Below are 23723 nucleotides of genomic sequence, written 5' to 3'. Positions count from 1 at the left end.
AGGTCCACCCATGTATCAATACAACGACTTTGACAAAGCCTTCCTGGCCGAGCGCAATCGTCAGTTCCGTGCACAGGTAGAGCGCCGCATCGCCGGCAATCTGACCGAGGATGAATTCAAGCCTCTGCGCCTGATGAACGGCCTCTATCTTCAGCTGCACGCCTACATGCTGCGCGTCGCCATTCCTTATGGCACCCTCAGTTCCGCGCAGATGGACACGCTGGCGCTGCTCGCAGAGAAATGGGACAAAGGCTACGGCCACTTCACCACCCGCCAGAACATCCAGTACAACTGGCCAAAACTCAAAGATGTGCCTGATATGCTGGACGCTTTGGGCGAGGTTGGCATGCACGCCATCCAGACCTCCGGCAACACCATCCGCAACGTGACCGCAGACCACTTTGCGGGCGCAGCAGCAGACGAGCTGGAAGATCCACGCCCGGTGGCGGAACTGATCCGTCAGTGGTCCACCGATCACCCTGAGTTCCAGTTCATGGGTCGCAAGTTCAAAATCGCCGTGAGTGCTGGCGAAGCTGATCGTGCCGTTTTGAAGGCGCACGATCTGGCTGTGCGCATCGTGAAAAACGACGCTGGTGAAACAGGTTACCAAGTGCTGGTTGGCGGCGGCCTCGGCCGTACACCTATGGTCGGCAAAGTCCTCAACGACTTCCTGCCACGCGAAGACCTGCTGCCTTACATCGAGGCAACCGTCTCCGTCTGGAACCAGATTGGTCGCCGCGACAACAAATACAAAGCCCGCATCAAGATCACTGTGCATGAAACCGGCCTGGATGAATTCCGCGCCAAGGTTGAGGAGCGCTATGAAAGCGTGCGTCCAACCTTCTCCGGTGTCGATCAGGACCTGTTTGCAGACATCAAGGCGCATTTTGCACCACCTGCCTTCCGCAACGCGCCGGTCGCAGAGTTTGAAGCGGCTTACGACGCCAACCCGATGTTCCGCAGCTGGGTCGACACAAACCTGACCAAGCACCGCGCTCCCGGCTACACCATTGTCACGGTTTCGCTGAAAAAGCAGGGCCAAACCCCTGGCGACGCAACCGCGGAGCAAATGCGTGTTCTGGCCCAGATCGCGCGTGATTATGGGCATGACGAGCTGCGTATCAGCCACGAGCAGAACGTGATCCTGCCGCACGTGCATAAATCCGATCTGCCAGCGATCTACGCGGCGCTTCGTGAAGCGGACCTGCACACGGCCAACATCGGTCTGGTCAGCGACATCATCGCCTGCCCCGGCATGGACTACTGTGCGCTGGCAACCGCGCGCTCAATTCCTGTGGCTCAGCAAATCGCAACCCGCTTTGAAGAGCTGAAGCTTGAGCACGACATCGGCCACCTGCAGATCAAAATCTCAGGCTGCATCAACGCCTGTGGCCACCACCACGTGGGTCACATCGGCATCCTCGGCCTCGACCGCGCCGGTGTTGAGAACTACCAGATAACACTTGGTGGCGATGCAACCTGGACCGCTTCCATCGGTGAGCGCGCCGGTCCTGGCTTTGCTTACGATGGAATCGTGCCTGCAATTGAGCGCCTCGTGAAAGGCTATCTGGAGCTGCGCGAAGGTCCGGAAGAGACCTTCCTGGAAGCGTACCGCCGCCTCGGCCTCGCGCCGTTCAAGGCTCACCTCTACCCAGAGGCGCAGGCGAATGCAGCATAATGGCCTCACGCCACTGACCTCGCCTCTGACCACCGGGAAAGCCCCGGGGTCAGAGCGCGTGGATCCGCTGCAGGCAAAGGTGGATGCGCTGAACGCGCGCTACCGCCACCATTCTGCGACGGCGGTGATGGAAGCCGCGTTGAAGGATCCGCAAGCCGGGAAACTGGCAATGGTGTCTTCCTTTGGCGCAGAATCCGCTGTGCTGCTGCACATGGCTGCCGTTGTGGACCGCAAGATTCCCGTGCTCTTTGTGGACACGGAAATGCTTTTTGCGGAGACACTTGTCTACCAGCAGGATTTGGCAGAGCAGCTGCGTCTGGAAAATGTTCAGGTGATCCGCGCAAGCGACTCCACGCTGGCCGCAGAAGACCCGGATGGCACATTGCACCAGCACGACACCGATGCCTGCTGTGCATTGCGCAAAACCCGCCCTCTGCAAAAAGCCCTGCGCGGCTATGATGGCTGGATCACGGGACGCAAGCGCTTCCAGTCCGGTACCCGAGCCGCGCTTGAGTTCTTTGAAATCGAAGATTTCACGGGCCGCATCAAAGTCAACCCACTGGCCCATTGGGCACCCGATGACGTGCGTGCCTATATGGAAGAAAACCGCCTGCCGCGTCACCCGCTTGTGGCCGAAGGCTACCCCTCCATCGGCTGTGCGCCTTGCACCTCGCCGGTGGCAGAAGGCGAAGACCCCCGCTCCGGCCGCTGGCGCGGTCAGGACAAAGAAGAATGTGGCATTCATTTTGTCGATGGCAAAATAGTGCGAACCGGAGAAAAAACATGACTGTGATCGTGACAGACAACGGCTTTGGCGCCGACGACTGGACCCTTGGTTTTGTGCCGCTGGATGAAGCCGCAAATGATGTGGCAGCGCTTGACGTCCCTTCAGATACCGACCCGGCAGCTGTTATTGCGCAGCTCGCAGGCGTGAAGATGATCCGCGTGGATTTCCCAAGCTTTGCAGACGGCCGCGGCTTTACCATCGCCCGCCAGCTGCGCTTGGCTGGCTACAATGGCCGCCTGCGCGCGAAAGGCCACGTTATTTCAGATCAATATGCCATGGCACGCCGCTGTGGCTTTGACGAGGTGGAAATCTCTGAAGAGTTGTCCACCCGCCAGCCAGAAGAGGAATGGAAATTCCGCGCCAACTGGCAAGCTAACGACTACCAAGCCCGGATGCGCGGCTAAAGCGTGTCGAAGAAAGTGATGCGGCTTTGCGATATGTCAAAGCCGCATCGCTGATATACCTTCAAAACCCCACCAGAGATGTTAGATGAGGAGGCGTGGCAATCCCGCCTGTTTTGATATGACCGAGCAAACGCCTGTGACCGAAGAAAAATCCGTAAAAGTGCCCGCCCTTCCTGACGCGCAAACTGTGACAGAGGTGAAGCACTACACTGACCGCCTGTTCTCATTCCGCTGCACGCGCCCTGCGTCTCTGCGTTTCCGTTCGGGCGAATTTGTCATGATTGGCTTGATGGGCGATCCAGACCCCAAGACAGGCAAGCAAAAACCGCTTCTGCGTGCCTATTCCATCGCCTCCCCGGCGTGGGATGAGGAAATGGAGTTCTACTCCATCAAAGTGCAAGACGGCCCGCTGACCTCCAAGCTGCAGCACATCAAGCCGGGTGATGAAATCATCCTGCGCCCCAAGCCTGTTGGCACGCTCGTGCATGACGCCCTGCTGCCAGGCAAGCGCATCTGGTTCTTTGCAACCGGCACCGGCTTTGCCCCGTTTGCTTCGCTGCTGCGCGAGCCGCAGACTTATGAAGACTATGATGAAGTCATCATCACCCACACCTGCCGCGAAGTTGGCGAGCTGGCTTACGGTCGCGACCTCATCGAAAGCATCCGCAACGATGAGATGCTCGCAGAGCTGATGGGCGAGGACTTCCACAAGAAGATTCGCTATTACCCTACCACCACCCGCGAAGAGAGCCCAAAAATGGGCCGGATCACCGATCTGATCCGCTCCGGCGAGGTTTTTGAAGACCTGGGAATCGAACCTTTGAACCCAGAAACCGATCGCGCAATGATCTGCGGCAATTTGGCCTTCAACCTCGAACTCAAAGAGCTCTTCGAAGAAGCGGGTCTTGAGGAAGGTGCAAATTCCAAGCCTGCACAATATGTCGTGGAAAAAGCTTTCCTCGACTAAAGGCAAGAATTCATAACGAAACGCCCCCGATTGGGGGCGTTTTGTGTTTCACTCAGTAGCCTAAGGCACCTTTGGCATTCTCCAGCGTCTGTTGGAGAAACTCAGGGTTTTCAAGAGAATCCACGAGCGTTGCTTTAAGCGCCGCCTTTTGCAAATCCCCCATGTCCGCTGCATCGATCAGCGCACAAACCTCTTTCAAATCAAAGCCTTCCGGTGTGAACAACGCCTCTAACGCACGTTCTTGAGTCTGCGGGCTTTCAGTATGTGGAGTGCTTTCGAGAGTCTCCGAAACTGGCTGCCCAGAGATCTCTGCAGCATTCGACACCGATGACGACGCTGCCGGGCTGACAGCATTCTGCCAGACAACATATGTCCCGAAAGCTGTGCTTAAAGCGAAGATGCTCCAGACAAGGCTTCTCATTACCACACTCCAAAAAACGGGGCGCCACCAAACCGAGTGCACCCCCTGCGCCATGCATCTCGTGATTGCCGCCCTCCTTCTCAAGGGGGAAAGGCGCGGGATTTGCATCACAGTCGCGGATTCGGCGGTTGTATCGCCGCGCAAGCGCGAATAAATTAGCCACTCATAGGTATTCACCATCGAAGGAACAAAACGATAGCCCGCAGACCTCATAACGCACCGCCACAGCGTGACACCGGACCTCGTATCAATGGGCGCATCCGCGCTCCCGAAATCCGCTTGATTGGCGCAGACGGCGAAAACGTCGGAGTCGTGCACCCGGCCAAAGCCATGACAATGGCCGAAGAAGCTGGTCTGGACCTTGTTGAGATCTCTCCAAATGCAAACCCTCCGGTTTGCAAGATCATGGATTTCGGCAAGTTCAAATATGAACAGCAGAAACGCGAATCCGAGGCGCGCAAAAAGCAGAAGACCATTGAGGTCAAAGAGGTGAAGTTCCGCCCGAACACGGACACGCATGACTATGACGTCAAGATGCGCAACGTGATCAAGTTCCTCGAAAAAGGCGACAAGGTGAAAGTCACCCTGCGCTTCCGTGGCCGTGAGATGGCCCACCAGAATCTCGGCCGTGAGCTTCTGGAGCGTGTGGCTGAAGACATCAAAGAATTGGGCAAAGTGGAAAACATGCCCAAGATGGAAGGTCGCCAAATGATTATGATGATCGGCCCAATTTCCAAGTAAGCCGAACGGTCATAGCAAACGTTCAAGCCCCAGCCTTTGGCCGGGGCTTTTTCTTTGCCTCATGCAATGTCGCGCGCACCGCGCAACCATTTGATCGCCTCTCCGACGTCAAAGCCCAGAGAAATGATGTCTACGATCAGCAGTACCGAAAGGACGCTGGCATAGGCACCACTTATTCCCTCCAGAAACGGCGGGCGTGTGAGCAAAATCACAACAAGCGGCACCCAGAATATCAAATGCGGAAAGGACAAAGCCGCGGAGAAGCCGCGCTCTCTGATCAGAATCGGCAGGTTCACCAGCATCCCCATAACAGAGAGCAAAGCGATCCATATGGCCGAGGGATGTGTGCCGATAAAGAAAAGCGGGACCATGTTGGTTGGCGCCAGAACCGCGCACATCCAAATCCGCACCCATAGCGGCAGCCGCTGAAAACTGTTCCAGATATCGAGAATCATTTGTCGCCTTTCCAAAGCAAAGGGCGGCTGATCTAACAGCCGCCCTCCCATTTCTCAGAACTATAAGGCGCTCTAGGCCGCTGCTGCAACCGCGCGTCGTGTCAAAACACCCACAAGGTGCGCGCGATATTCAGAAGTGCCATGCAAATCAGCAATCATGCCATCCGAACCCAGTTTCAGATCCGCGATGGCATCGGCTGAGAAGTTGGCAGAAAGTGCTGCCTCTGCTTCTGTCCAACGGAACACACCTTCCTCTGACGCACCTGTCACGGCAACACGGACCCCATCAGCGAATTTCGCAACAAACACACCGACCAGCGCAAAGCGGGAAGCGGGTTGTTCGAATTTCTGATAGTTGGATGCCTCAGGCACAGGGAAGCGCACTTCGGTGACAATCTCGCCTTCTTCAAGCGCGGTCGTGAACATACCCTCAAAGTAGTCGTCCGCGGCGATTTCACGACTGTTTGTCATGATCGTCGCACCACAGCCTAGGGCACCCGCCGGATAGCAGGCCGCAGGATCATTGTTGGCCAGAGAGCCACCAATGGTGCCGCGCGCGCGCACCGCTGGATCACCGATGCCACCTGCAAGGCCCGCAAGACCGGCAAACACATCCGAACTGCCCGCGACATCTGCGTGACAAGTGGCGCCACCGATGCAAACAGCCCCGTCATCCGCAATGCAGACCCCCTGCATTTCACTGATACCTTTGAGGCTCACCAGTTTACTCGGGCTCGCCAAGCGCTGTTTCAGGGTGGGGATCAAAGTCTGTCCGCCACCAAGAGCCTGCGCTTCTTCCGCGCCCAACGCAGCAACCGCATCCGCGATGGTGGAGGGCTTCTCAAAATCAAAATTATACATGATGTCTCCTCCTTAGGCGTTCATCGCCGCCCAGACGCGCGAGGGCGACACAGGCATATCTACATGATCAACTTTGTGGCCACCGGATTGCAGCGCGTCAACCACAGCGTTGACAACAGCGGGTGGGGAACCGATTGCACCGGCCTCGCCACAGCCTTTCACGCCCAGTGGGTTGTGCGTACAAGGCGTCTGGCTGGAATGGTCGACACTGTAGAAAGGCACATCGCTGGCACGCGGCATCGCGTAATCCATGTAAGACGCGCTCAAGAGCTGGCCGTTTTCATCATAAGCCGCGTTTTCCAACAGCGCTTGACCGATGCCCTGACCGATACCGCCGTGGACCTGACCATCAACGATCATCGGGTTCACAACATTGCCAAAGTCATCTGCGGCAGAGAACGCCTCGATGGTGACTTTCCCGGTCTCCGGGTCCACTTCGACCTCACAGGCATAAGCGCCGGAAGGATAAGTGAAGTTGGCCGGATCATAGAAAGCCGTCTCTTCCAAGCCGGGCTCGATGTCCTCCAACGGGTAGTTATGAGGCACATAAGCGGCCAGTGTCACATCCCCCCAGGCCACGGATTTGTCCGTACCCGCGACAGAGAATGTACCGTCCTTCAACTCGATGTCTGCTTCAGCAGCTTCAAGCAGGTGTGCGGCGATTTTCTTGGTTTTGGCAATGATCTTCTCGGTTGCCCGAACCATCGCAGAGCCACCAACTGCGAGCGAACGCGAGCCATAGGTGCCCATGCCCATTGGGGCTTTGTCGGTGTCGCCATGCTCGATTTCGACCATGCTTTCGTCAATACCAATCATTTCGGCAATCACCTGCGGGAAGGAGGTTTCATGCCCCTGCCCATGGCTATGGCTGCCAGTCATGACAACCAAACCACCGGTCGCATTCACACGGACCGTTGCGCTTTCATAAAGACCTGCACGCGCACCAAGCTGACCAACCAGATTGGACGGCGCGATGCCGCAAGCCTCGATGTAGCAATTCACGCCAAGGCCACGCAGTTTACCACGCGCCTCGCTGTCTTTGCGGCGTGCTTCGAAGCCAGAGAAATCAGCGATCTTCTCAAGTGCATCCATGGTGCCGTGATAATCACCGGTGTCATATTCCACCGCCACCGGCGTGGCATAGGGGAACTCCGTGATGAAGTTCTGACGGCGCAGCGCAATCGGATCAACTCCAAGCTCGCGCGCGGCTTTGTCGATCACCCGCTCCAGCTGGTAGGTCGCCTCCGGGCGACCCGCGCCGCGATAAGCGTCAACAGGCACGGTGTTGGTGAAGACCGCTTTGACGTTCACGTAAATCAAAGGCGTCTTGTAGTTCCCCGCCATGAGCGTGCCATGCAGCCAAGTCGGAACCGATGGCGCGAAGGTGCTGAGGTAGGCCCCCATGTTCGCGTGGGTATCGGTGCGAATGGCGGTGAAGTTGTTGTCCGCATCCAGCGCCAATTCGATCTTGGTCACATGGTCACGGCCATGCGCATCAGAAATGAAGGCTTCAGATCGGGTTGAAGTCCATTTCACCGCGCGGTTCAACGCCTTGGCCGCAAAGGTGCAGAAGGCTTCCTCGGCGTAGTGAAAGATCTTGGTGCCAAACCCGCCACCGACGTCTGGAGCAACCACACGCAGTTTGTGCTCAGGAATACCCAATACAAATGCGCCCATCAAAAGGCGGATCACATGGGGGTTCTGACTTGTGGTGTAAAGGGTGCTGTCACCGGTGCCACGGTTGAAATCACCAATCGCCACACGGGGCTCCATCGGGTTGGCAACAAGCCGGTTGTTGCGCAGCTCCAATGTGGTCACATGCGCCGCCGCTTCAAAGGCCGCATCAACCGCAGGTTTGTTTTCTTCAACAAATCCCCAGTCATAGCAAAGATTGGAGGTCAGATCGTCGTGAACCTTGGTGGCCCCGTCCGCCAGTGCAGCTTTCATATCCACAACGGCTGGCAGCTCTTCCAGATCAACTTCGATGGCCTCAGCCGCATCGCGCGCCTGCTCAAGTGTTTCGGCAACCACAGCGGCGATCTGATCGCCAACATAACGCACTTTGCCTTGCGCCAGTACCGGGTGCGCGGGTTCCTGCATCGGCTCGCCGTGACGGTCCGTCACCTGCCAGCCACAGGGAATGCCACCCACACCTTCAAAATCCGCGCCGGTGAAAATCTTCAAGACGCCTGGCATGGCCGCGGCGGCTTCGGTGTTGATGGACGTGATCCGCCCATGCGCAACATCGGAGCGCAGGAAGTGCACATAGGCCTGCCCGCTCACATTGATATCATCTGTGTAGTTGCCGGTCCCACTCAGGAACCGCACGTCTTCGCGCCGCTTGGGGCTGGCGCCGATGCCATGATCTTTTGGCATGTCTTTCCTCCCTAATAACCGGGGTGGTGCGCGCGTCTTGCGGCTCTCTACGCCCGGTCCGTGATCTCAAACACGTTCGTCCGCGCCTCCTCCTGCGCGGCGAACAGTCTTATTCGGCAGCGATGCTGCTCACGTCCTGACCGCTGGCCGCCATGATCGCCTTGACGATATTGTGGTAGCCCGTGCAGCGGCAGATATTGCCTTCCAGATGATGGCGCACCTCTGCCTCGGTTGGCTTGGGGTTGGTTTTGAGCAGGTCTGCTGCGGACATGATCATGCCCGGCGTGCAAAAACCGCACTGAAGGCCGTGATGATCCTGAAAGGCCTGCTGCAAAGCATTCAATGTGCCATCGGCCGCAGCCTGACCTTCGATGGTCGATACGTCTGCCCCGTTTGCCTCCATGGCCAGCATGGTGCAGGATTTCACTGCAACGCCATCCACATGCACAACGCAAGCGCCGCATTGGCTTGTGTCGCATCCAACGTGTGTGCCTGTCAGGCCCAGGGTTTCTCTCAAAAATTGACTGAGCAAAGTGCGTCCTTCGGCATCTCCGGACATTTGCTTGCCGTTCACAGTCATGGTGACCTGTGACATTGGCTCCTCCCGCATTAGTGGCTTTGTCATTGCTGAGGAGTAAAGCAGCCCCCTTCGCGATTGAGAACCCGCTTTTTCAAAGGATCAGGAGAATGCGTTTAGACATTGGTCGTATGTGCCTAAAAAACCGAGCCTGCCGCTGCGGTTAAACACCTTTTTCGCGCGGCATCGGCCGGGTGGGAATCTCTTTCAGCAGGCCTCCGACACCCATCGCAGCAATGTCACTGTGGCTGACCTCTTCGCCACACACGACGCGCTCCAAGACCCAATCCGCACCATTCAGCGCCGGAGATCGGGCGCAACCTGGCAAACCGATCACCGGCTTTTCACCCAAGCGGCCAAGAAACAAAAGGTTTCCCGGATCAACCGGCATGCCAAAACGCTCAACGACGCCCCCGGCTTCACGCAAGGCCTGCGGGGCCACATCCAATGTGTCTGACGTTGCCGAGGCCGTGAGCACAAAAACAACCTGACCTGTCGCCTGTTCGATCGCACTCGCCAACGCATTCACCTCATGGGCAACAAGCACACGCGGCGACAGCACCATGCCCATCCGCTCCACACGCCCTGCCATCGCACGGCGGCCTTTGTCAGAGGGCACATCTTCCGCAATTGTGGTTTCGATTAGCGTCGCAGAGGAAAAAACCGGAGGATGCAACACGAGAGCGTCTTGGACCACGGCGCAGACCGCATCCAGCGCTGCCTGCGGGACCGCATAGGAGATGATTTTTATCGTTGCGACCATGCCATCCGTATCGACACGGTGACGGTCCGGCACCGTGGCCAATGTGATCATGGGATCAACGCTATTGATATGGTTGACCATGTCGGCATTGATGCGCACCAAGCCACAGCCCTTGGCATAGAGGTTTACCCGACCGGCACCTGCGCCGGTGGCGCGAAAGCCCTCACGCGCTTTGCCCTCCAGCAGTACCGATGCGAGCTGCGCAGCAGCAGCGTCCTCATCCACGTCACCTTCTTCCAGCCGCGCGACGGTGACTGTTTCCATCCCGGCGCGCGCCAAAGCTGAGAGGTCCTCAGCCGTCAGGCAGGTTCCTTTCGGAATGCGCTTGGGTTTTCCACCTGTCTCTGATGCAGGCAGCACCAAGGAGTGTGCGAGGATCGCACCTTCCGCTTCTGCGAGGGCAACAGAACCGAATTTCATGCGCCTTTCCTCAACACACGGAGCAGTTCGCCCATAATCGAGACCGCAATCTCCGCAGGGCTGGCCGCTCCGATGTCCAAGCCAATCGGCCCATGAATACGCGCAATCTGCGCCTCCTCAAATCCGGCCTCTGTCAGGCGTTCCGCCCGTTTTGCATGGGTGCGCGTACTTCCAAGCGCCCCGATATAAAAAGCTTTGGATTTTAGAGCGATGTGCAACGCGGGGTCGTCCAACTTCGGGTCATGGGTCAGCAATACAAGCGCAGTGCGTGCATCAAGCCCGATCTGCTCCATCGCTTGGTCGGGCCACTCCTCGATGATCTTCTCGCCGGGAAACCGCGCCTCTGAGCCAAAGGCAGAACGTGGGTCAACGATCACTGGATCAAATCCCGCAATGCGCGCCATGGGCACCAGCGCTTGTGCGATGTGGACCGCGCCAACCACAGCCACTCTCAAAGGGGGATTGTGGATGGCAACAAAACGCCCGTCTTCCTCAACGCCAGATCGGTCCATGCGGAAGCGGTCTTCAAAACCTTCCGTGATAAGCGCGCCACCTCCGGTTTCAGCATCACACACATAAGCCACCGCTTTACGGGCCGCGCGAGCGTCTACAAGCTCCGAAAGGACATCTTCTCGCAGCACCGCCCCCACTGGTTCCACCAAAACCTTGATCGTGCCTCCGCAGGCAAGGCCAACCGCAAACGCATCTCCATCACTCACGCCAAATTCCAGCAGGGTGCCTTTGCCGCTTTCGAGCGCGTCCATCGCTTCGACCATCACCGCGCCTTCGACACAGCCGCCCGAAACCGAACCTTCGATCTGCCCGTCGCCAGAGACCACCATCTGCGCGCCGACACGCTGCGGCGCGGACCCCCAGGTCTCCACCACCGTTGCCAGCGCTGCGCCCCGTCCTGCGCGGTGCCACTCCAGCGCCAGCTCGGGCGCGTCTTTAGGTGATTGGCTCATGATGATCTCCCTCGTCTCGGCTGAACATGGGGGAGCCCTTTGCGTAACACAAGACCACTTGCCGTCACTCCCATCGCACACAGACACGCCAGCCTATTGAATTCCCTGCAAAAGCCGCGCCTTCTCACCGATGTCATCCAGCCGCGACAAAGCCTCCGCCAAGGCCTCGATAGACGCAATGGAATGGCCAGCGCGAAAGCTGTCCACATGGGGCAGCATGGCGCGAATGCCTTGCGCTTTGGCGGCAAATCCTTCCCACCGCAGCAAAGGGTTGAGCCAGATGAGCCGCCGCGCGGACAGGTGCAGGCGTTGCATCTCCTTGCTGAGATCCTCCGGTGCACCGCGATCAAGACCGTCCGATATCAGCAGCACAACTGCGCCCTGCCCCATCACCCTACGTGACCAATCCCGGTTAAAGGCGTGCAGACATTCGCCAATCCGCGTACCACCTTCCCAGTCCTGCGCCTCAGCACCAGCGGCGGCCAAAGCAGCGTCCACATCACGGGTTGCGAGATGGCGTGTGATATTGGTCAGCCGTGTGCCGAACGTGAAGCCATGCACCCGCGCCCATCCCGCGCCCTTCTGATTGGCCACTGCATGTAGGAAATGAAGCACCATGCGGCTGTATTGACTCATCGAGCCGGAAATATCGCAGATAACCACAAGATTGGGCCAACGCGTGCGGCGGCTCTTGCGCGCGATTTCGGAAAGATCTCCGCCTTGTCGCATAGAGTTGCGCATAGTGGCGCGCCAATCCACGCCCGAGCCAAGAGGATCCGCTTTGGTGCGCCGAGATTGAATGGGCTGCACAGGCAATTTTAGCCGCGCCAGCATGCGCTTGGCCTGGGCAACTTCATCGGTGCTCATCTGCTCAAAGTCCAGCGTGCGCAGCTTTTCCTCTGATGACATCGTCATGGAGGCGTCAATCTCGATCTGTGTGCCGTCTTCCTCCTGCGTTTCCGTCTCCGGTAGCTCAGCATTTGCCCCGTCAAGCAGCGCCTCCGCGGCGCGTTTCTCCCCTGCTTGGGCTGTGCGATCTTCTTGCACGCCGCGCACGGCGGGCAGCATCATGGACATCATGTGCTCAAGGTATCGCGGATCTCGCCAATAGAGCCGGAACACTTGCGCGAAGGTGGTGCGGTGCTCAGGGCGTGACACAAAACACGCATGCAGCGTCCAATAAAAATCCTGTTTGCTGGTGAAACCTGCCGCCTCAACAGCCTGTATCGCATCCAGCAGCCGCCCCGGACCAATCGGCAAACCGGCTTTGCGAAGGGCGCGTGCAAACCACGTGATGTTCTGCGTCAGCTTGGGGTCATCCGGAATGTCGAGGGGGAGGTATTCAGGCATCGCGCCCAACGGGGGGCCAGCCCCCCGCACCCCCCGGGATATTTAAGGCAAGAGGAAACATCAGGCCGGCTCCAAGGACGCGCGCACTTCGTCCAGAAGCCGCTTGGCCTCTGATCCCTGAAGCTTCGCGATATCGTCCTGATACTTCAGCACCGCGCCGAGCGTGTCTGCAATCACCTGTGGGCTGAGCGTCAAAACATCGAGTGCCAGCAGACATTTGGCCCAATCAATGGTTTCCGCGACTCCGGGTTTCTTGAACAGATCCTCGGTGCGCAGCTTCTGCACAAAGGCCACGACCTCCCGGCTCAGACTGGCAGCTGCTTCCGGAGCGCGAGCCTGCAAAATGGACATCTCGCGCTCAAAGTCTGGGTAGTCCACCCAATGATACAGGCAGCGCCGCTTCAGCGCATCGTGGACCTCACGCGTCCGGTTGGAGGTGACAATCACGATGGGGGGCTCTGGCGCTTTGATTGTGCCAAGCTCCGGAATCGTCACCTGAAAATCGCTCAATGCTTCCAGCAAAAAGGCTTCAAAAGGCTCATCCGTCCGGTCCAGCTCATCAATAAGGAGCACCGGCGCCCCGGCTGGGTCAGGTCGCATCGCCTTGAGCAGCGGTCGTTCCACGAGGTAGTCCTGACTGAAGAGCTCTTCCTGAAGGGCTGTGCGATCTGCGCCGCCGCTGGCTTCTGCGGTCCGAATAGCCACCATCTGCGCCGCGAAGTTCCATTCATAGACCGCGCTGGCCGCGTCCAATCCTTCGTAACATTGCAGACGGATCAGATTGCGATTGAGGGCCGCCGAAAGCGCCTTGGCGATTTCGGTTTTGCCGACACCCGCTTCCCCTTCAAGAAAAATCGGACGCCCCAGGCGCAGAGCGAGAAAGACCACCGTGGCCAATGGACGGCCACAGACGTAGCCTTCCGCCGCGAGCATGGATTGAACCGCGTCAATACTTTCAATGGCTTGCATAAGTCCCCGCCTTGCGTCCCGCATCATAAATCACCGCGTCAGGCTGCACAGCCCATGCAGGAAGGTCAAGCGCAGGGGGCTGGGACAAAAGTTGTAGAAAAACCGCCGCGCTCCACATTTCTGCCGCAAATGGTTCCTATTCTGTCCGGCAAGAGCCAAAAATGGACGCCACACAACCGGACAAACCGGGCGCCAAAGGGAAAAGAGATGCAGGATTCACCCAATGGGTTTGACACGCCAATGCTCGGCTTGTCCAAAGCGGCTTGGCTGCGGAAACTGAAGGATGTGTTTGAAAAACATGGCCATTTCCAACCTTTGGGCCGACAACATTGCGCCACGCTGATCGAAGACAAGCCCGTCCTCTTGGTGACCTTTGAAACCATTGACGGTATTCAATCACGCGCAGACACCGGGCAGCCGCTGGGCTGGGAGCTTGTGCGTGAGTTGGGCTGGTCACATCTTTGTATTCTCAGCAATGGCCACACCTGGTTTCGCGATCCTGCGGTGTACGCCTATTTTGACCAACTGAAAGCTGACGGCTTTTTTGAGCGCTTTGACGAAGTGGTGTTTTATGGAACAGGCCCCTGCGGTTATGCCGCGGCGGCCTTTTCTGCGGCGGCGCCTGAAGCGCAAGTTGTGGCGGTACAGCCGCAAGCAACCCTCGCGCCAAGACTGGCTGGCTGGGACCACCGCTTTCCAAAAGCGCGGCGACTGGCGTTTGAGGGACCATACGGGTTTGCCCCTCAGATGGCGGCCTCTGCGGATCGGTGCTTTGTGATCTATGATCCGCATGAAGTGCTGGATGCGATGCATGCGACGCTCTTTTCCATCGACAACAGCACTCTTCTCCCCACGCCCTTTCTCGGTGCCGCGATCGAAAACGATTTGCTCGAGATGCAAATCCTCTATCGGGTTCTTGTGAAAGCTGGGGCGGGAACACTCAGCCGCGGGGCCTTCTACAAGCTTTATCGGGCGCGGCGGGGGCATTTGCCCTACCTGAACCGCCTGCTGGATGCGGTGAGCGGGAAACAGCGGCCCTTTGTTAGCGCCCTGCTGTGTGCCAATGTGGCACGCCGCCTGAAAGCGCCGCGCTTCCTCAGGCATCTAAACGGATTGGCGCGGGCTGCCGAGCAAGGGCGGCTTGCAGGCTAAACGCCCAAAACCATCACATCAAAGGCTAGCCAGCACACCTGCTTTTGTGTAAGGCGCAGGCATGACCCAAAGCCTGACGATTGCCCGCCCCGATGACTGGCACCTGCATCTGCGCGATGGCGCGATGCTGAAAGCCGTTCTGCCTGAAACCGCTCGCCATTTTGCCCGCGCGATCATCATGCCGAATCTGGTGCCACCTGTGGTGACCGGCGCGCAGGCCGCAGCCTATAAAGACCGCATTATGGCGGCGCTGCCGGGGGGCATGGACTTCGCCCCTTTGATGACGCTTTACCTCACCGAGGACAGTGACCCAGAAGATATCGCAGCAGCACATGCCAGTGGGCTGATCAAAGCCGTGAAACTTTATCCGGCTGGCGCAACCACGAACTCTGCAAGCGGCGTGGCCAACTTCAAAAACGTGCGCGCGGCTTTGGAAAAAATGGCCGAGATTGGCCTGCCGCTCTGTGTGCATGGCGAGGTCACCGACCACGACATTGATATTTTTGATCGCGAAGCGGTGTTTATCGACCGCGTTCTGGATCCGATCCGCAAAGCCACACCGGGTCTGCGCGTTGTGATGGAACATATCACAACCAAGGACGGTGTTGCCTATGTGCAAGACAATGCGACCGATCTGGGCGCAACAATCACCACGCACCACCTGATCATCAACCGTAACCACATCCTCGTGGGCGGCATCAAACCGCACTACTACTGCCTGCCTGTGGCCAAACGCGAAGAGCACCGCCTGGCGCTGCGCGCAGCGGCGACGTCGGGTGATGCGCGCTTTTTCTTAGGCACCGACAGCGCGCCGCATGTGGATGATTTGAAAGAAAACGCCTGTGGCTGTGCGGGCTGCTTTACCGCGACCAACACAATGGCGCTTCTGGCGCATGTGTTTGAAGAAGAAAACGCGCTTGAGAATCTGGAAAAATTCGCAAGCCGCAATGGCCCGAGCTTCTATGGGCTGCCTGTGAATGACGCCAAGCTCACGCTGACCAAAGGCGCCGAAGCCGCCGTTTTCCCAGAGAAAATTGAATGCTCTGACGGGCCGGTCACTGTATTTGATCCGGGCTTTGACGTGTTCTGGAACGTCGCCGACCAATAACTGCTGCCAAAGGACATTGAGATGATCCCAACCGCCTTCCCGCCGAAAGAAGAAATTGCCCGCCTGACAGCCCGTATGCTGCTGGAAATTGGCGCGGTGAACTTCAACACCGAAGAGCCTTACACGCTGGCCTCCGGCCTGCCGTCCCCAAGCTATATCGATTGCCGCAAGCTGATCTCCTTCCCGCGCATTCGTGCGACGCTGATGGATTTCATGACCGTCACCGTGATGCGCGAAGCCGGGTTTGAGGCGTTTGACAACATCGCAGGTGGCGAAACCGCGGGCATCCCTTTTGCCGCGCTGGTGGCAGAACGCATGGCGCTGCCAATGACCTATGTGCGCAAGAAACCAAAGGGTTACGGCAAGAACGCCCGCATCGAAGGTGCGATGAGCGAAGGCGAACGCGTGCTGCTGGTGGAAGATCTGACCACCGATGGCGGCTCCAAGCTGTCTTTTGTGGATGCGATCCGCGAGACCGGTGCAAGCTGTGGCAACACCGCAGTGATCTTCTACTATGACATCTTCCCGGAAACCGAGAAAACCCTCGGCGGCCATGGGGTGGCGCTGCACTATCTCTGCACCTGGTGGGATGTGCTGGCCGAAGCCAAGGCGCAGGGAGCCTTCTCTGAAGAGACGCTGGCCGAGGTAGAAACCTTCCTCAAAGATCCGCGCGCCTGGCAAGAGGCCCGCAAGAACGGCTAAGGCCAAACCATCGGCAAAATCTGTCTCACGCCGGCCTGACGTGCAGGCGTGAGAACGCTGCTTTGACCCTATATGTTGACGAGGTGCCGCTTCGTTTGACAATATCGGGTGGACAGCAGTTATCCACAGGTGTTCCACAGAAACATACAGTTTGCCCGGCATAAGTGCGGTTGTTACAACCGACGCTTAGGGGGCAGTTGGGCAAGATCATGAACGAAATTTCGAGTATCAATCCGGGCGCTGAGGCAGCACCTGAAGAAGACCCAATGCCGCATTCCATTGAGGCTGAGCAACAGCTTCTGGGTGCGATTCTGACCAACAACGACATCTTTGACCGGGTCGCGTCGATCATCACGTCCGAGCATTTTTACGAGCCGGTGCATGCGCGGATTTTTGAGGTGGCTGCGGCGCGGATTGCGAAGAACAATCTGGCCTCCCCTGTGACGCTGAAAGCCTTTCTGGAAGACGACGAAGGCCTAAAAGAGCTGGGCGGCCCGGCGTATCTGCTGCGTCTGGCAGGGGCAGCAATTTCTGCTTTTGCGGCAGGGGATTACGCGCAGATCATCTATGATCTGGCGATGCGGCGCGAGCTGATTGGGCTGGGCAATGACATTGCCACCAGAGCCAAGAAAGCCGACATCAAACTGGAGCCGAAAGAGCAGATCGTTCAGGCCGAACAGGCGCTCTACAAACTCTCGGAGCAAGGCTCCTCAGAACGCGGGTTTGTGAGCTTTCTAAAGGCGGTTACAGAGGCTGTGAACACCGCCAACGCCGCCTATCAGCGGGAGGGTGGTCTTGCCGGGATTTCCACCGGTCTGATTGATCTGGATAAGAAGCTCGGGGGCCTGCACCCGTCAGACCTTCTGATCCTTGCGGGTCGTCCCTCGATGGGGAAAACCTCGCTGGCCACCAACGTCGCGTTTAACGTGGCCAAAGCCTACAAAAAAGGCATCAAGCCGGATGGCTCTGAAGGGGCCGTTGAAGGCGGGGTGGTTGGCTTCTACAGCCTTGAAATGTCAGCAGAACAGCTGGCTGCGCGTATCCTGTCTGAGGCGGCTGAGATCCCTTCGGAACAGATCCGTAAGGGGGACATGACCGAGGAGGAATTCCGCCGGTTTGTGCAGGCCGCGAAAGACCTTGAAGCCTGTCCGCTGTTCATTGACGACACCCCTGCCCTGCCGATTGCGCAGTTGGCGGCGCGGGCGCGGCGCCTCAAACGGACCCACGGGCTTGATCTGCTGATCATCGACTATTTGCAGCTTTGCCGTGGTACAGCGGACAACCGGGTGCAGGAAATCGCGGAGATTTCCATGGGCATGAAAGCCATCGCCAAGGAGCTCAACATCCCGGTGATCGCGCTGTCCCAGCTCTCGCGTACGGTGGAGAGCCGCGACGATAAACGCCCTCAGCTCAGTGACTTGCGGGAATCGGGTTCGATCGAGCAGGACGCCGACGTGGTGATGTTCGTGTTCCGTGAGGAATACTATGTGGAGCGTGAAAAGCCCTCTGATGACCGTCTGGATGAGATGGCCGCCTGGCAGGAGCGCATGGAGCGTTTGCACGCCAAAGCAGAGGTGATCCTCGGCAAGCAGCGTCACGGCCCGATTGGCACGGTGGAGCTGAGCTTTGAGGGACGGTTCACCCGCTTTGGCAATCTTGTGCAGCCCTGGCAGCAGGGAGGGGCGGAGGAGTACTGACCTCCGCTTTTTTGCGCGAACGAATCAAAAGGTAAACGGCGTCTCAGCGCCAAAACGGGACGTCGGTATCGCGTCGGTATCCCTACGGTATTGCGTAGGTGCCATTTTCACAAAGCCGCCAAATCGAGATCGTTTATGCAGCGGACGTTGCGCAACAGCGAAACAGAGCCCCGCATCCGAAAATTCGCCACGTCTTAGCCCTTGACCTTGTGCGGTGAGGCGTCAACAAACGCCTTCATGGCTACTGCAAATTTGACAATTGATCTGGACGCGCTGCTGCACAACTGGCGGGCGCTGGATGCGCGCACAAGCGCGGAGACCGCCGCCGTGGTGAAGGCGGATGGATATGGTTTGGGCGCGGACCGCGTGGCGCGGGCTTTGATGCGCGCTGGTGTGACCCGCTTTTTCGTCGCTGCCGCCGAAGAAGGCGCGTCGCTGCGACAGGCGGTGGGACCGGATCCGGAGATCAATATATTCAGCGGTCATATGCGCGGCGACACCGATATGATCAGCGATCTGGGGCTGACCCCGATGCTGAACTCGGTGGATCAGATCGTGCGCCATGTGGAAGCCCTACCCGCGCACCCGTTTGGCGTGCAGCTGGACACAGGCATGAACCGCCTTGGGCTGGAAACGCCCGAATGGGACGCGGTGCGCGAGTTGGTGCTGCAACGCGGCCCGACCCTTTTGATGTCGCATCTGGCCTGCGCCGATGATCCGGAGCATCCGATGAACCCGCGCCAGCTTGCCGCGTTCAAAGAGATGACCGACGGGCTGAACGTGCCCCGCTCGCTGGCTGCGACCGGCGGCATTCTCTTGGGTTCTGATTATCACTTTGATCTGACCCGTCCCGGTGTGGGGCTCTATGGCGGGATGCCATTTGTCGAGGCCACGCCGGTGACCACGCTCAGCATCCCTGTCATTCAGGTGCGCGATGTGCCGGCAGGCGAAAGCGTCGGCTACTCCAACACCTGGATTGCCGAGCGCGACAGCCGCGTGGCGACCATTGCCGCAGGCTACGCAGATGGCATCATCCGCGCCATGGGCGAAAAGGTGGATGTGTTTGCCGGTGAGGCGCGCTGTCCGCTGATTGGCCGCATTTCGATGGATATGATCGGCATTGATGTGACCGACCTGTCAGAAGAACCCCGTGAGGTGGAGCTGTTGGGCCAGCACCAGTCGGTGGACACGCTGGCTGATGCGGCAGGCACCATCGGCTATGAAATCCTGACCTCCATGGGGCAGCGCTATCAGCGCCGCTATAAAGTGTCATGAGTGTTCTGCTCAAACCTTTGAATGCGATTGGCCGCAACACGCTGTCGATCCTCAACACCATCGGGGATGTGGCGCTGTTCCTTTGGGGCGCGTTGAGCCATATTTTCCGTCCGCCGTTTTACGGCCGCGAGTTTCTCAATGCGCTGTTTAACATCGGCTGGCTGAGCCTGCCTGTGGTGGGCATGACCGCGATCTTCACCGGCGGCGCGCTGGCGTTGCAGATCTATGACGGCTCTTCGCGGTTTTCCGTGGAAAGCGTGGTGCCCCAAATCGTGGCCATTGGCATGGTGCGCGAACTTGGCCCTGTGCTTGTCGGTCTGATGGTGGCAGCGCGAGTGACAAGCTCGATTGCCGCCGAGATCGCCACAATGAAGGTGACCGAGCAGATTGACGCGCTGGTGACGCTGTCGACCCATCCGATGAAATATCTGACCGCGCCACGCGTGCTGGCGGCTGCGATTGTGGTGCCGGTGCTGGTTGGCATCGGCGATGTGATTGGTATCTATGGCGGCTTTCTCGTGGCCACGGAAAACCTTGGCTTCAATCCCGCCAATTATGTGCGCAACACCACAAACTTCCTGCATCTGAATGACATTGTCTCAAGCCTTGTGAAAGGCTGCGCCTTTGGCGTGATCTCTGCGGTCATGGGCTGTTATTTTGGGATGAACTCCGGCCGCGGCGCACAGGGTGTGGGCCAGGCCACCAAAAGCTCGGTGCAGGCCGCAGCTGTGTTGATCCTTGCCGCGAACTTTGTGCTGACAGGGCTGTTTTTCTCCTCATGATCCGCTTTGACAACGTCCATAAGAGCTTTGGCCCCAAACAGGTGCTGCGCGGGGTGAACCTTGAGATTGCCAAAGGCAGCTCCATGGTGATCATCGGCGGCTCCGGCACCGGGAAATCGGTGATGCTGAAGTCGGTGCTGGGGCTGGTGAGCCCGGACAGCGGCCAGATCATGGTGGATGGCAAAGACACCACCCATGGCGACCGCGATGCGTTTCTGGCCCAGTTTGGCATGTTGTTTCAGGGCGGCGCACTGTTTGACAGTATGTCTGTCTGGCAGAATGTGGCCTTCCGCCTGCTGCGCGGCAGCCTGAAACGCCCCAAAGCCGAGGCGCGCGAGATTGCCATCGAAAAGCTGCGGCGCGTGGGGCTGACCCCGGATGTGGCGGATCTCTACCCGTCCGAACTTTCCGGCGGGATGCAGAAACGTGTGGGCTTGGCCCGCGCGATTGCGGCGCAACCTGACATCATCTTCTTTGACGAGCCCACCACCGGGCTGGACCCGATTATGTCAGGCGTCATCAATGACTTGATCCGTGAAATCGTGGTGGAGATGGGGGCCACGGCCATGACCATCACCCACGATATGAGCTCTGTGCGCGCGATTGCCGACAATGTGGCCATGCTGCATGGCGGGGTGATCCAGTGGACCGGCCCCGTGGCGGATATGGACGCCAGCGGCGACCCCTATGTGACGCAGTTCATTTCGGGCAGTGCTGAGGGCCCGATTGAGGCGGTGCGGTGAGCGCACGCGCCATAGGAGATCAGCCCACCTAAGACACACGGCATAATTTAACCTTTTATCAACTTTCTGTTCGCAGAATGTTCTGCGTGTATTGGTAAAAGGTATATTGGTATGCCAGAAAACGAGCCGCAGACGCCGGTCAATCAGGTTATTGGCACGACGGGCGACGACACCCTCACCACAGGCGCGAGCGTGGATAAGATAAACGGTCACGCCGGGGATGACACCATCACATCGGGGGCGGGCAATGACCTCGCCGCCGGGGATATGGTGGGCAATGAGTGGATCTTTGTCGATGGGCGCTGGGTTTATAACCCTGACGCCATTGTCTCCAACGGGGATGCCGCCAACCGCAGCTACAATGACGTGATTTCAACCGGCGCCGGCGACGACGTTGTCCTGGGCAACGGAGGGGAGGACTTGCTCTCCTCCGGCGCAGGGGACGACACGGTGAACGCAGGCACCGGGGATGACACGGTGGACGGCGGTGCAGGCGACGACCTGCTCAATCTGGAGGACGGCCACGATGTGGCGGTCGGCGGAATGGGCGCGGACACGGTGAATGCCGGGGCGGGTCACGATCTGGTTTTTGGCGATTTACAGAACAACAACCTGCTGAGCGGATCCGGCGGCGGTGCCGCCACGCTCAGTCAGATGGCAGCGCAAAGCGGCTGGTCTCTGAGCGAGGCAGATGGCGAAACCGCCCTCAGCCAGTCGGTTCAAACCGAGGCTGGCGAAACATATACTGTTAGCTTTGAGTTGGCTGCCAACCTTGCCGGTGGCGCGGCCTGCGGCAAGGTTGAGGTGCTCTGGAACGGAGAGGTGATCGGCACGGTGGAGACCACCTCCGGTGTGTTTGAAACCCACAGCTTTGAGGTCTCAGGCACGGGTGAGGCCGGCGGGCTGACCCTGCGTGAAGTGGCCCCGCCAGAAACGGACTCCGAGATTATCTTTGATGGCCCCGTGCCCTATTACCTCAAAGAAGTCACCGTCGGCACAGACACAACCCATGTTGCGGCCTTCGCCCCCGGGCAGTCCAAACTCTTCCAGATGATCGACGGGCAACTCAATGTGTTTGACCCGGAAACCGAGCAATATGAGCTGGCTGGCCACCCAACCGGTCTGCGCATCAATGCCATTGGGTTCAACACCGAAGACGACCTGATCTACGGCATCGCCAAAGCCAACGGCACCGACGCGCTTGGCAATCCCGTCTCCATACGGGATCTGGTGATGGTCGATGCAGAAGGCTACGCCTACCGGGTCGGGGAAACTCCAGTGGCGGACTATGTGGGCGATTTTGATGACGAAGGGAATCTCTGGACCTTCCAATCCAGCCTCAACCGCGTCACGAAGATTGATGTGGACACCCTTGATGCCAATGGCAATCCGCAGGCGATCAACTACGATCTGCCCGACGGGCTGTTTCGCGGGCGCTCCTATGACGTAGCCTATAACGCGCAGGACGGTGCATTTTACGCGGTGGAATCCCCGGGCCGCAATGGCGAGCCGGGTGCGGTGCACCGCATCGATGTGCCTGATGTGCCCAACGGCGGCAGCCCCGCCATCAGCTCCGTGCCCATCACCGCGACGCTTTATGACGATGGTATGAGCTCCGGCATGCCCAAAGGCGCCTATGGCGCAGTCTTCATGGATGGCGAGGGCAACCTCTATTTTGGCCTCAACCGTGGTGACCATGATCTGGATGGCAGCACCGCCGCCGAAGGGGGCATCTACCGGGTGGAGGTCGACTGGACTGCAGGCACCGCCTATTCCGAATTCATGGCCGAAGCCCAACGCACCGGCAGCAACGATGGCGCGGTCGACCCGCGCGCACCCGATCCCTTCGCCCCTGTGGACACCGACAGCACGATCTTGCTGCGCAACCCGCAGCTGCTCAGCGATCAGGGCGGCAATGACGATCTGCGCGGGGGCGACGGCAATGACACCATGCACGGCGGCGGCGGTGACGACACGCTGCACGGTGGCGCAGATGACGACGCCTTGCATGGCGATGCTGGCAGCGACCGCATCATGGCCGGCACAGGGGATGATTTTGCAAGCGGCGGCGCAGGCAATGACAGCCTCACCATGGGCGAAGGTGCTGACACCGCCGAGGGCGGCGCCGGGCGCGATTATATCCACGGCCAAAGCGGCGACGACAGCCTGTCCGGCGATGGCGGAGATGACAAACTGGTCGGCGGCGCCGGGGCGGACACCATCTCAGGAGGCACCGGCAATGACCACCTCTGGGGCGGCAATTGGTGGAAAGACGGCGATGCGGACACTTTTGTTGCATCTGCTGGCGACGGGCGCGACATGATCCATGACTTTGAGGTGGACCACGATGTCATTGACCTCTCAAGCTATGGCATCAGCTATGATGATCTGCAGGCCCATATCCAGGATCAGGGCTGGGCCACGGTGATCGACCTCTCCGCCCTCACCGGCGGCGAAAGCAACGACCGTTTGATCCTGAAATCTGTTGATCCGGACGATCTGGACGAAACAAACTTCCTGCTCTGAGGCC

22 protein-coding genes are annotated in these 23723 nt (G+C 58.7%); 13 read left to right on the top strand and 9 right to left on the bottom strand.

The window, feature by feature from the left end:
- The first annotated feature begins 10 nt into the window (after window positions 1-10).
- The 4 genes from J7412_RS18480 to J7412_RS18465 all read left to right on the top strand — a co-directional run bounded on the left by J7412_RS18480 (window position 11) and on the right by J7412_RS18465 (window position 3836).
- Window positions 11-1678 (top strand): nitrite/sulfite reductase, encoded by a 1668-nt coding sequence (locus J7412_RS18480; protein WP_209080166.1) that lies wholly within the window; start codon window positions 11-13, stop codon window positions 1676-1678.
- Window positions 1668-2465: a phosphoadenylyl-sulfate reductase gene (locus tag J7412_RS18475; RefSeq protein ID WP_209080164.1), complete on the top strand. Its 798-nt coding sequence runs from the start codon at window positions 1668-1670 to the stop codon at window positions 2463-2465. Before J7412_RS18480 ends, J7412_RS18475 begins: the two co-directional genes overlap by 11 nt.
- On the top strand, window positions 2462-2869 hold the full coding sequence (locus J7412_RS18470) for a DUF934 domain-containing protein (protein WP_209080158.1): 408 nt from the start codon (window positions 2462-2464) through the stop codon (window positions 2867-2869). The genes J7412_RS18475 and J7412_RS18470 overlap by 4 nt, the downstream gene beginning before the upstream one ends.
- Window positions 2870-2987: 118 nt before the next feature.
- Window positions 2988-3836, top strand: a complete 849-nt coding sequence (locus J7412_RS18465) for a ferredoxin--NADP reductase (protein ID WP_209080226.1) — start codon at window positions 2988-2990, stop codon at window positions 3834-3836.
- A gap of 52 nt (window positions 3837-3888) precedes the next feature.
- Here the strand turns inward: J7412_RS18465 and J7412_RS18460 are convergent, their stop codons facing one another.
- On the bottom strand, window positions 3889-4257 hold the full coding sequence (locus J7412_RS18460) for a hypothetical protein (protein WP_209065284.1): 369 nt from the start codon (window positions 4255-4257) through the stop codon (window positions 3889-3891).
- 195 nt (window positions 4258-4452) lie between these two features.
- On the opposite strand from J7412_RS18460, the gene infC reads away from it, so the two are divergent.
- Window positions 4453-4998: a translation initiation factor IF-3 gene (infC, locus tag J7412_RS18455; protein WP_209065422.1), complete on the top strand. Its 546-nt coding sequence runs from the start codon at window positions 4453-4455 to the stop codon at window positions 4996-4998.
- 59 nt (window positions 4999-5057) lie between these two features.
- Here the strand turns inward: infC and J7412_RS18450 are convergent, their stop codons facing one another.
- From J7412_RS18450 to J7412_RS18415, 8 genes are all read right to left on the bottom strand, one after another.
- Entirely contained in the window at window positions 5058-5453 is a 396-nt protein-coding gene (locus J7412_RS18450) for a hypothetical protein (RefSeq protein WP_209080156.1), read from the bottom strand.
- 72 nt (window positions 5454-5525) lie between these two features.
- Entirely contained in the window at window positions 5526-6314 is a 789-nt protein-coding gene (locus J7412_RS18445) for a xanthine dehydrogenase family protein subunit M (RefSeq protein ID WP_209080154.1), read from the bottom strand.
- Between the two features lie 12 nt (window positions 6315-6326).
- Complete coding sequence (locus J7412_RS18440; RefSeq protein ID WP_209080152.1) at window positions 6327-8690, bottom strand: xanthine dehydrogenase family protein molybdopterin-binding subunit; 2364 nt, start codon at window positions 8688-8690, stop codon at window positions 6327-6329.
- Between the two features lie 109 nt (window positions 8691-8799).
- A complete protein-coding gene (locus J7412_RS18435; RefSeq protein ID WP_209080150.1) occupies window positions 8800-9285 on the bottom strand; it encodes a (2Fe-2S)-binding protein in 486 nt (161 codons plus the stop codon).
- Between the two features lie 145 nt (window positions 9286-9430).
- Entirely contained in the window at window positions 9431-10450 is a 1020-nt protein-coding gene (locus tag J7412_RS18430) for a molybdopterin-binding protein (protein WP_209080148.1), read from the bottom strand.
- On the bottom strand, window positions 10447-11415 hold the full coding sequence (locus J7412_RS18425) for an XdhC family protein (RefSeq protein ID WP_209080146.1): 969 nt from the start codon (window positions 11413-11415) through the stop codon (window positions 10447-10449). Before J7412_RS18425 ends, J7412_RS18430 begins: the two co-directional genes overlap by 4 nt.
- A 93-nt stretch (window positions 11416-11508) precedes the next feature.
- Entirely contained in the window at window positions 11509-12765 is a 1257-nt protein-coding gene (locus J7412_RS18420; RefSeq protein ID WP_209080144.1) for a VWA domain-containing protein, read from the bottom strand.
- A 60-nt stretch (window positions 12766-12825) separates the two neighbouring features.
- Window positions 12826-13734, bottom strand: coding sequence for a MoxR family ATPase (locus tag J7412_RS18415; protein ID WP_209080143.1), 909 nt, complete (start codon window positions 13732-13734; stop codon window positions 12826-12828).
- A 207-nt stretch (window positions 13735-13941) separates the two neighbouring features.
- Here J7412_RS18415 and J7412_RS18410 point away from each other — a divergent pair, with 207 nt between their 5' ends.
- From J7412_RS18410 to J7412_RS18375, 8 genes are all read left to right on the top strand, one after another.
- Window positions 13942-14886 carry a phosphoadenosine phosphosulfate reductase gene (locus J7412_RS18410; protein WP_209080141.1) on the top strand — a complete coding sequence of 315 codons (945 nt, stop codon included), beginning with the start codon at window positions 13942-13944 and terminating at the stop codon, window positions 14884-14886.
- 61 nt (window positions 14887-14947) lie between these two features.
- The gene (gene pyrC / locus J7412_RS18405; protein ID WP_209080139.1) at window positions 14948-15994 is read left to right on the top strand and encodes a dihydroorotase; all 1047 of its coding nucleotides are present in this window, start codon (window positions 14948-14950) and stop codon (window positions 15992-15994) included.
- A 21-nt stretch (window positions 15995-16015) separates the two neighbouring features.
- On the top strand, window positions 16016-16696 hold the full coding sequence (locus J7412_RS18400) for an orotate phosphoribosyltransferase (RefSeq protein WP_209080137.1): 681 nt from the start codon (window positions 16016-16018) through the stop codon (window positions 16694-16696).
- Between the two features lie 209 nt (window positions 16697-16905).
- Entirely contained in the window at window positions 16906-18393 is a 1488-nt protein-coding gene (locus J7412_RS18395) for a replicative DNA helicase (RefSeq protein ID WP_209065296.1), read from the top strand.
- 237 nt (window positions 18394-18630) lie between these two features.
- Window positions 18631-19668, top strand: coding sequence for an alanine racemase (alr, locus tag J7412_RS18390; RefSeq protein WP_209080135.1), 1038 nt, complete (start codon window positions 18631-18633; stop codon window positions 19666-19668).
- Complete coding sequence (locus J7412_RS18385) at window positions 19665-20450, top strand: ABC transporter permease (protein WP_209065298.1); 786 nt, start codon at window positions 19665-19667, stop codon at window positions 20448-20450. Before alr ends, J7412_RS18385 begins: the two co-directional genes overlap by 4 nt.
- A complete protein-coding gene (locus J7412_RS18380) occupies window positions 20447-21193 on the top strand; it encodes an ATP-binding cassette domain-containing protein (protein ID WP_209065299.1) in 747 nt (248 codons plus the stop codon). The genes J7412_RS18385 and J7412_RS18380 overlap by 4 nt, the downstream gene beginning before the upstream one ends.
- Window positions 21194-21304: 111 nt before the next feature.
- Window positions 21305-23719, top strand: a complete 2415-nt coding sequence (locus tag J7412_RS18375; protein WP_209080133.1) for a calcium-binding protein — start codon at window positions 21305-21307, stop codon at window positions 23717-23719.
- The last annotated feature ends 4 nt before the right edge of the window (window positions 23720-23723 follow it).

It is taken from the genome of Shimia sp. R9_3, assembly GCF_017743755.1.
Lineage (GTDB): Bacteria > Pseudomonadota > Alphaproteobacteria > Rhodobacterales > Rhodobacteraceae > Shimia.
The sequence above is the reverse complement of the archived record's forward strand: the minus strand, read 5'-3'. Positions and strand labels throughout refer to the sequence as shown.

What these genes read in the sequence shown, in the direction of transcription:
- J7412_RS18410 (WP_209080141.1), top strand. Translation starts at nt 13,942, where the DNA reads ATGCAGGATTCACCCAATGGGTTTGACACGCCAATGCTCGGCTTGTCC.
- J7412_RS18380 (WP_209065299.1), top strand. Translation starts at nt 20,447, where the DNA reads ATGATCCGCTTTGACAACGTCCATAAGAGCTTTGGCCCCAAACAGGTG.
- J7412_RS18430 (WP_209080148.1), bottom strand. Translation starts at nt 10,450, where the DNA reads ATGAAATTCGGTTCTGTTGCCCTCGCAGAAGCGGAAGGTGCGATCCTC.
- J7412_RS18465 (WP_209080226.1), top strand. Translation starts at nt 2,988, where the DNA reads ATGACCGAGCAAACGCCTGTGACCGAAGAAAAATCCGTAAAAGTGCCC.
- J7412_RS18425 (WP_209080146.1), bottom strand. Translation starts at nt 11,415, where the DNA reads ATGAGCCAATCACCTAAAGACGCGCCCGAGCTGGCGCTGGAGTGGCAC.
- J7412_RS18415 (WP_209080143.1), bottom strand. Translation starts at nt 13,734, where the DNA reads ATGCAAGCCATTGAAAGTATTGACGCGGTTCAATCCATGCTCGCGGCG.
- J7412_RS18445 (WP_209080154.1), bottom strand. Translation starts at nt 6,314, where the DNA reads ATGTATAATTTTGATTTTGAGAAGCCCTCCACCATCGCGGATGCGGTT.
- J7412_RS18460 (WP_209065284.1), bottom strand. Translation starts at nt 4,257, where the DNA reads ATGAGAAGCCTTGTCTGGAGCATCTTCGCTTTAAGCACAGCTTTCGGG.
- J7412_RS18450 (WP_209080156.1), bottom strand. Translation starts at nt 5,453, where the DNA reads ATGATTCTCGATATCTGGAACAGTTTTCAGCGGCTGCCGCTATGGGTG.
- J7412_RS18475 (WP_209080164.1), top strand. Translation starts at nt 1,668, where the DNA reads ATGCAGCATAATGGCCTCACGCCACTGACCTCGCCTCTGACCACCGGG.
- J7412_RS18480 (WP_209080166.1), top strand. Translation starts at nt 11, where the DNA reads ATGTATCAATACAACGACTTTGACAAAGCCTTCCTGGCCGAGCGCAAT.
- J7412_RS18420 (WP_209080144.1), bottom strand. Translation starts at nt 12,765, where the DNA reads ATGCCTGAATACCTCCCCCTCGACATTCCGGATGACCCCAAGCTGACG.
- J7412_RS18440 (WP_209080152.1), bottom strand. Translation starts at nt 8,690, where the DNA reads ATGCCAAAAGATCATGGCATCGGCGCCAGCCCCAAGCGGCGCGAAGAC.
- J7412_RS18400 (WP_209080137.1), top strand. Translation starts at nt 16,016, where the DNA reads ATGATCCCAACCGCCTTCCCGCCGAAAGAAGAAATTGCCCGCCTGACA.
- alr (WP_209080135.1), top strand. Translation starts at nt 18,631, where the DNA reads ATGGCTACTGCAAATTTGACAATTGATCTGGACGCGCTGCTGCACAAC.
- pyrC (WP_209080139.1), top strand. Translation starts at nt 14,948, where the DNA reads ATGACCCAAAGCCTGACGATTGCCCGCCCCGATGACTGGCACCTGCAT.
- J7412_RS18470 (WP_209080158.1), top strand. Translation starts at nt 2,462, where the DNA reads ATGACTGTGATCGTGACAGACAACGGCTTTGGCGCCGACGACTGGACC.
- J7412_RS18375 (WP_209080133.1), top strand. Translation starts at nt 21,305, where the DNA reads ATGCCAGAAAACGAGCCGCAGACGCCGGTCAATCAGGTTATTGGCACG.
- J7412_RS18395 (WP_209065296.1), top strand. Translation starts at nt 16,906, where the DNA reads ATGAACGAAATTTCGAGTATCAATCCGGGCGCTGAGGCAGCACCTGAA.
- J7412_RS18385 (WP_209065298.1), top strand. Translation starts at nt 19,665, where the DNA reads ATGAGTGTTCTGCTCAAACCTTTGAATGCGATTGGCCGCAACACGCTG.
- J7412_RS18435 (WP_209080150.1), bottom strand. Translation starts at nt 9,285, where the DNA reads ATGTCACAGGTCACCATGACTGTGAACGGCAAGCAAATGTCCGGAGAT.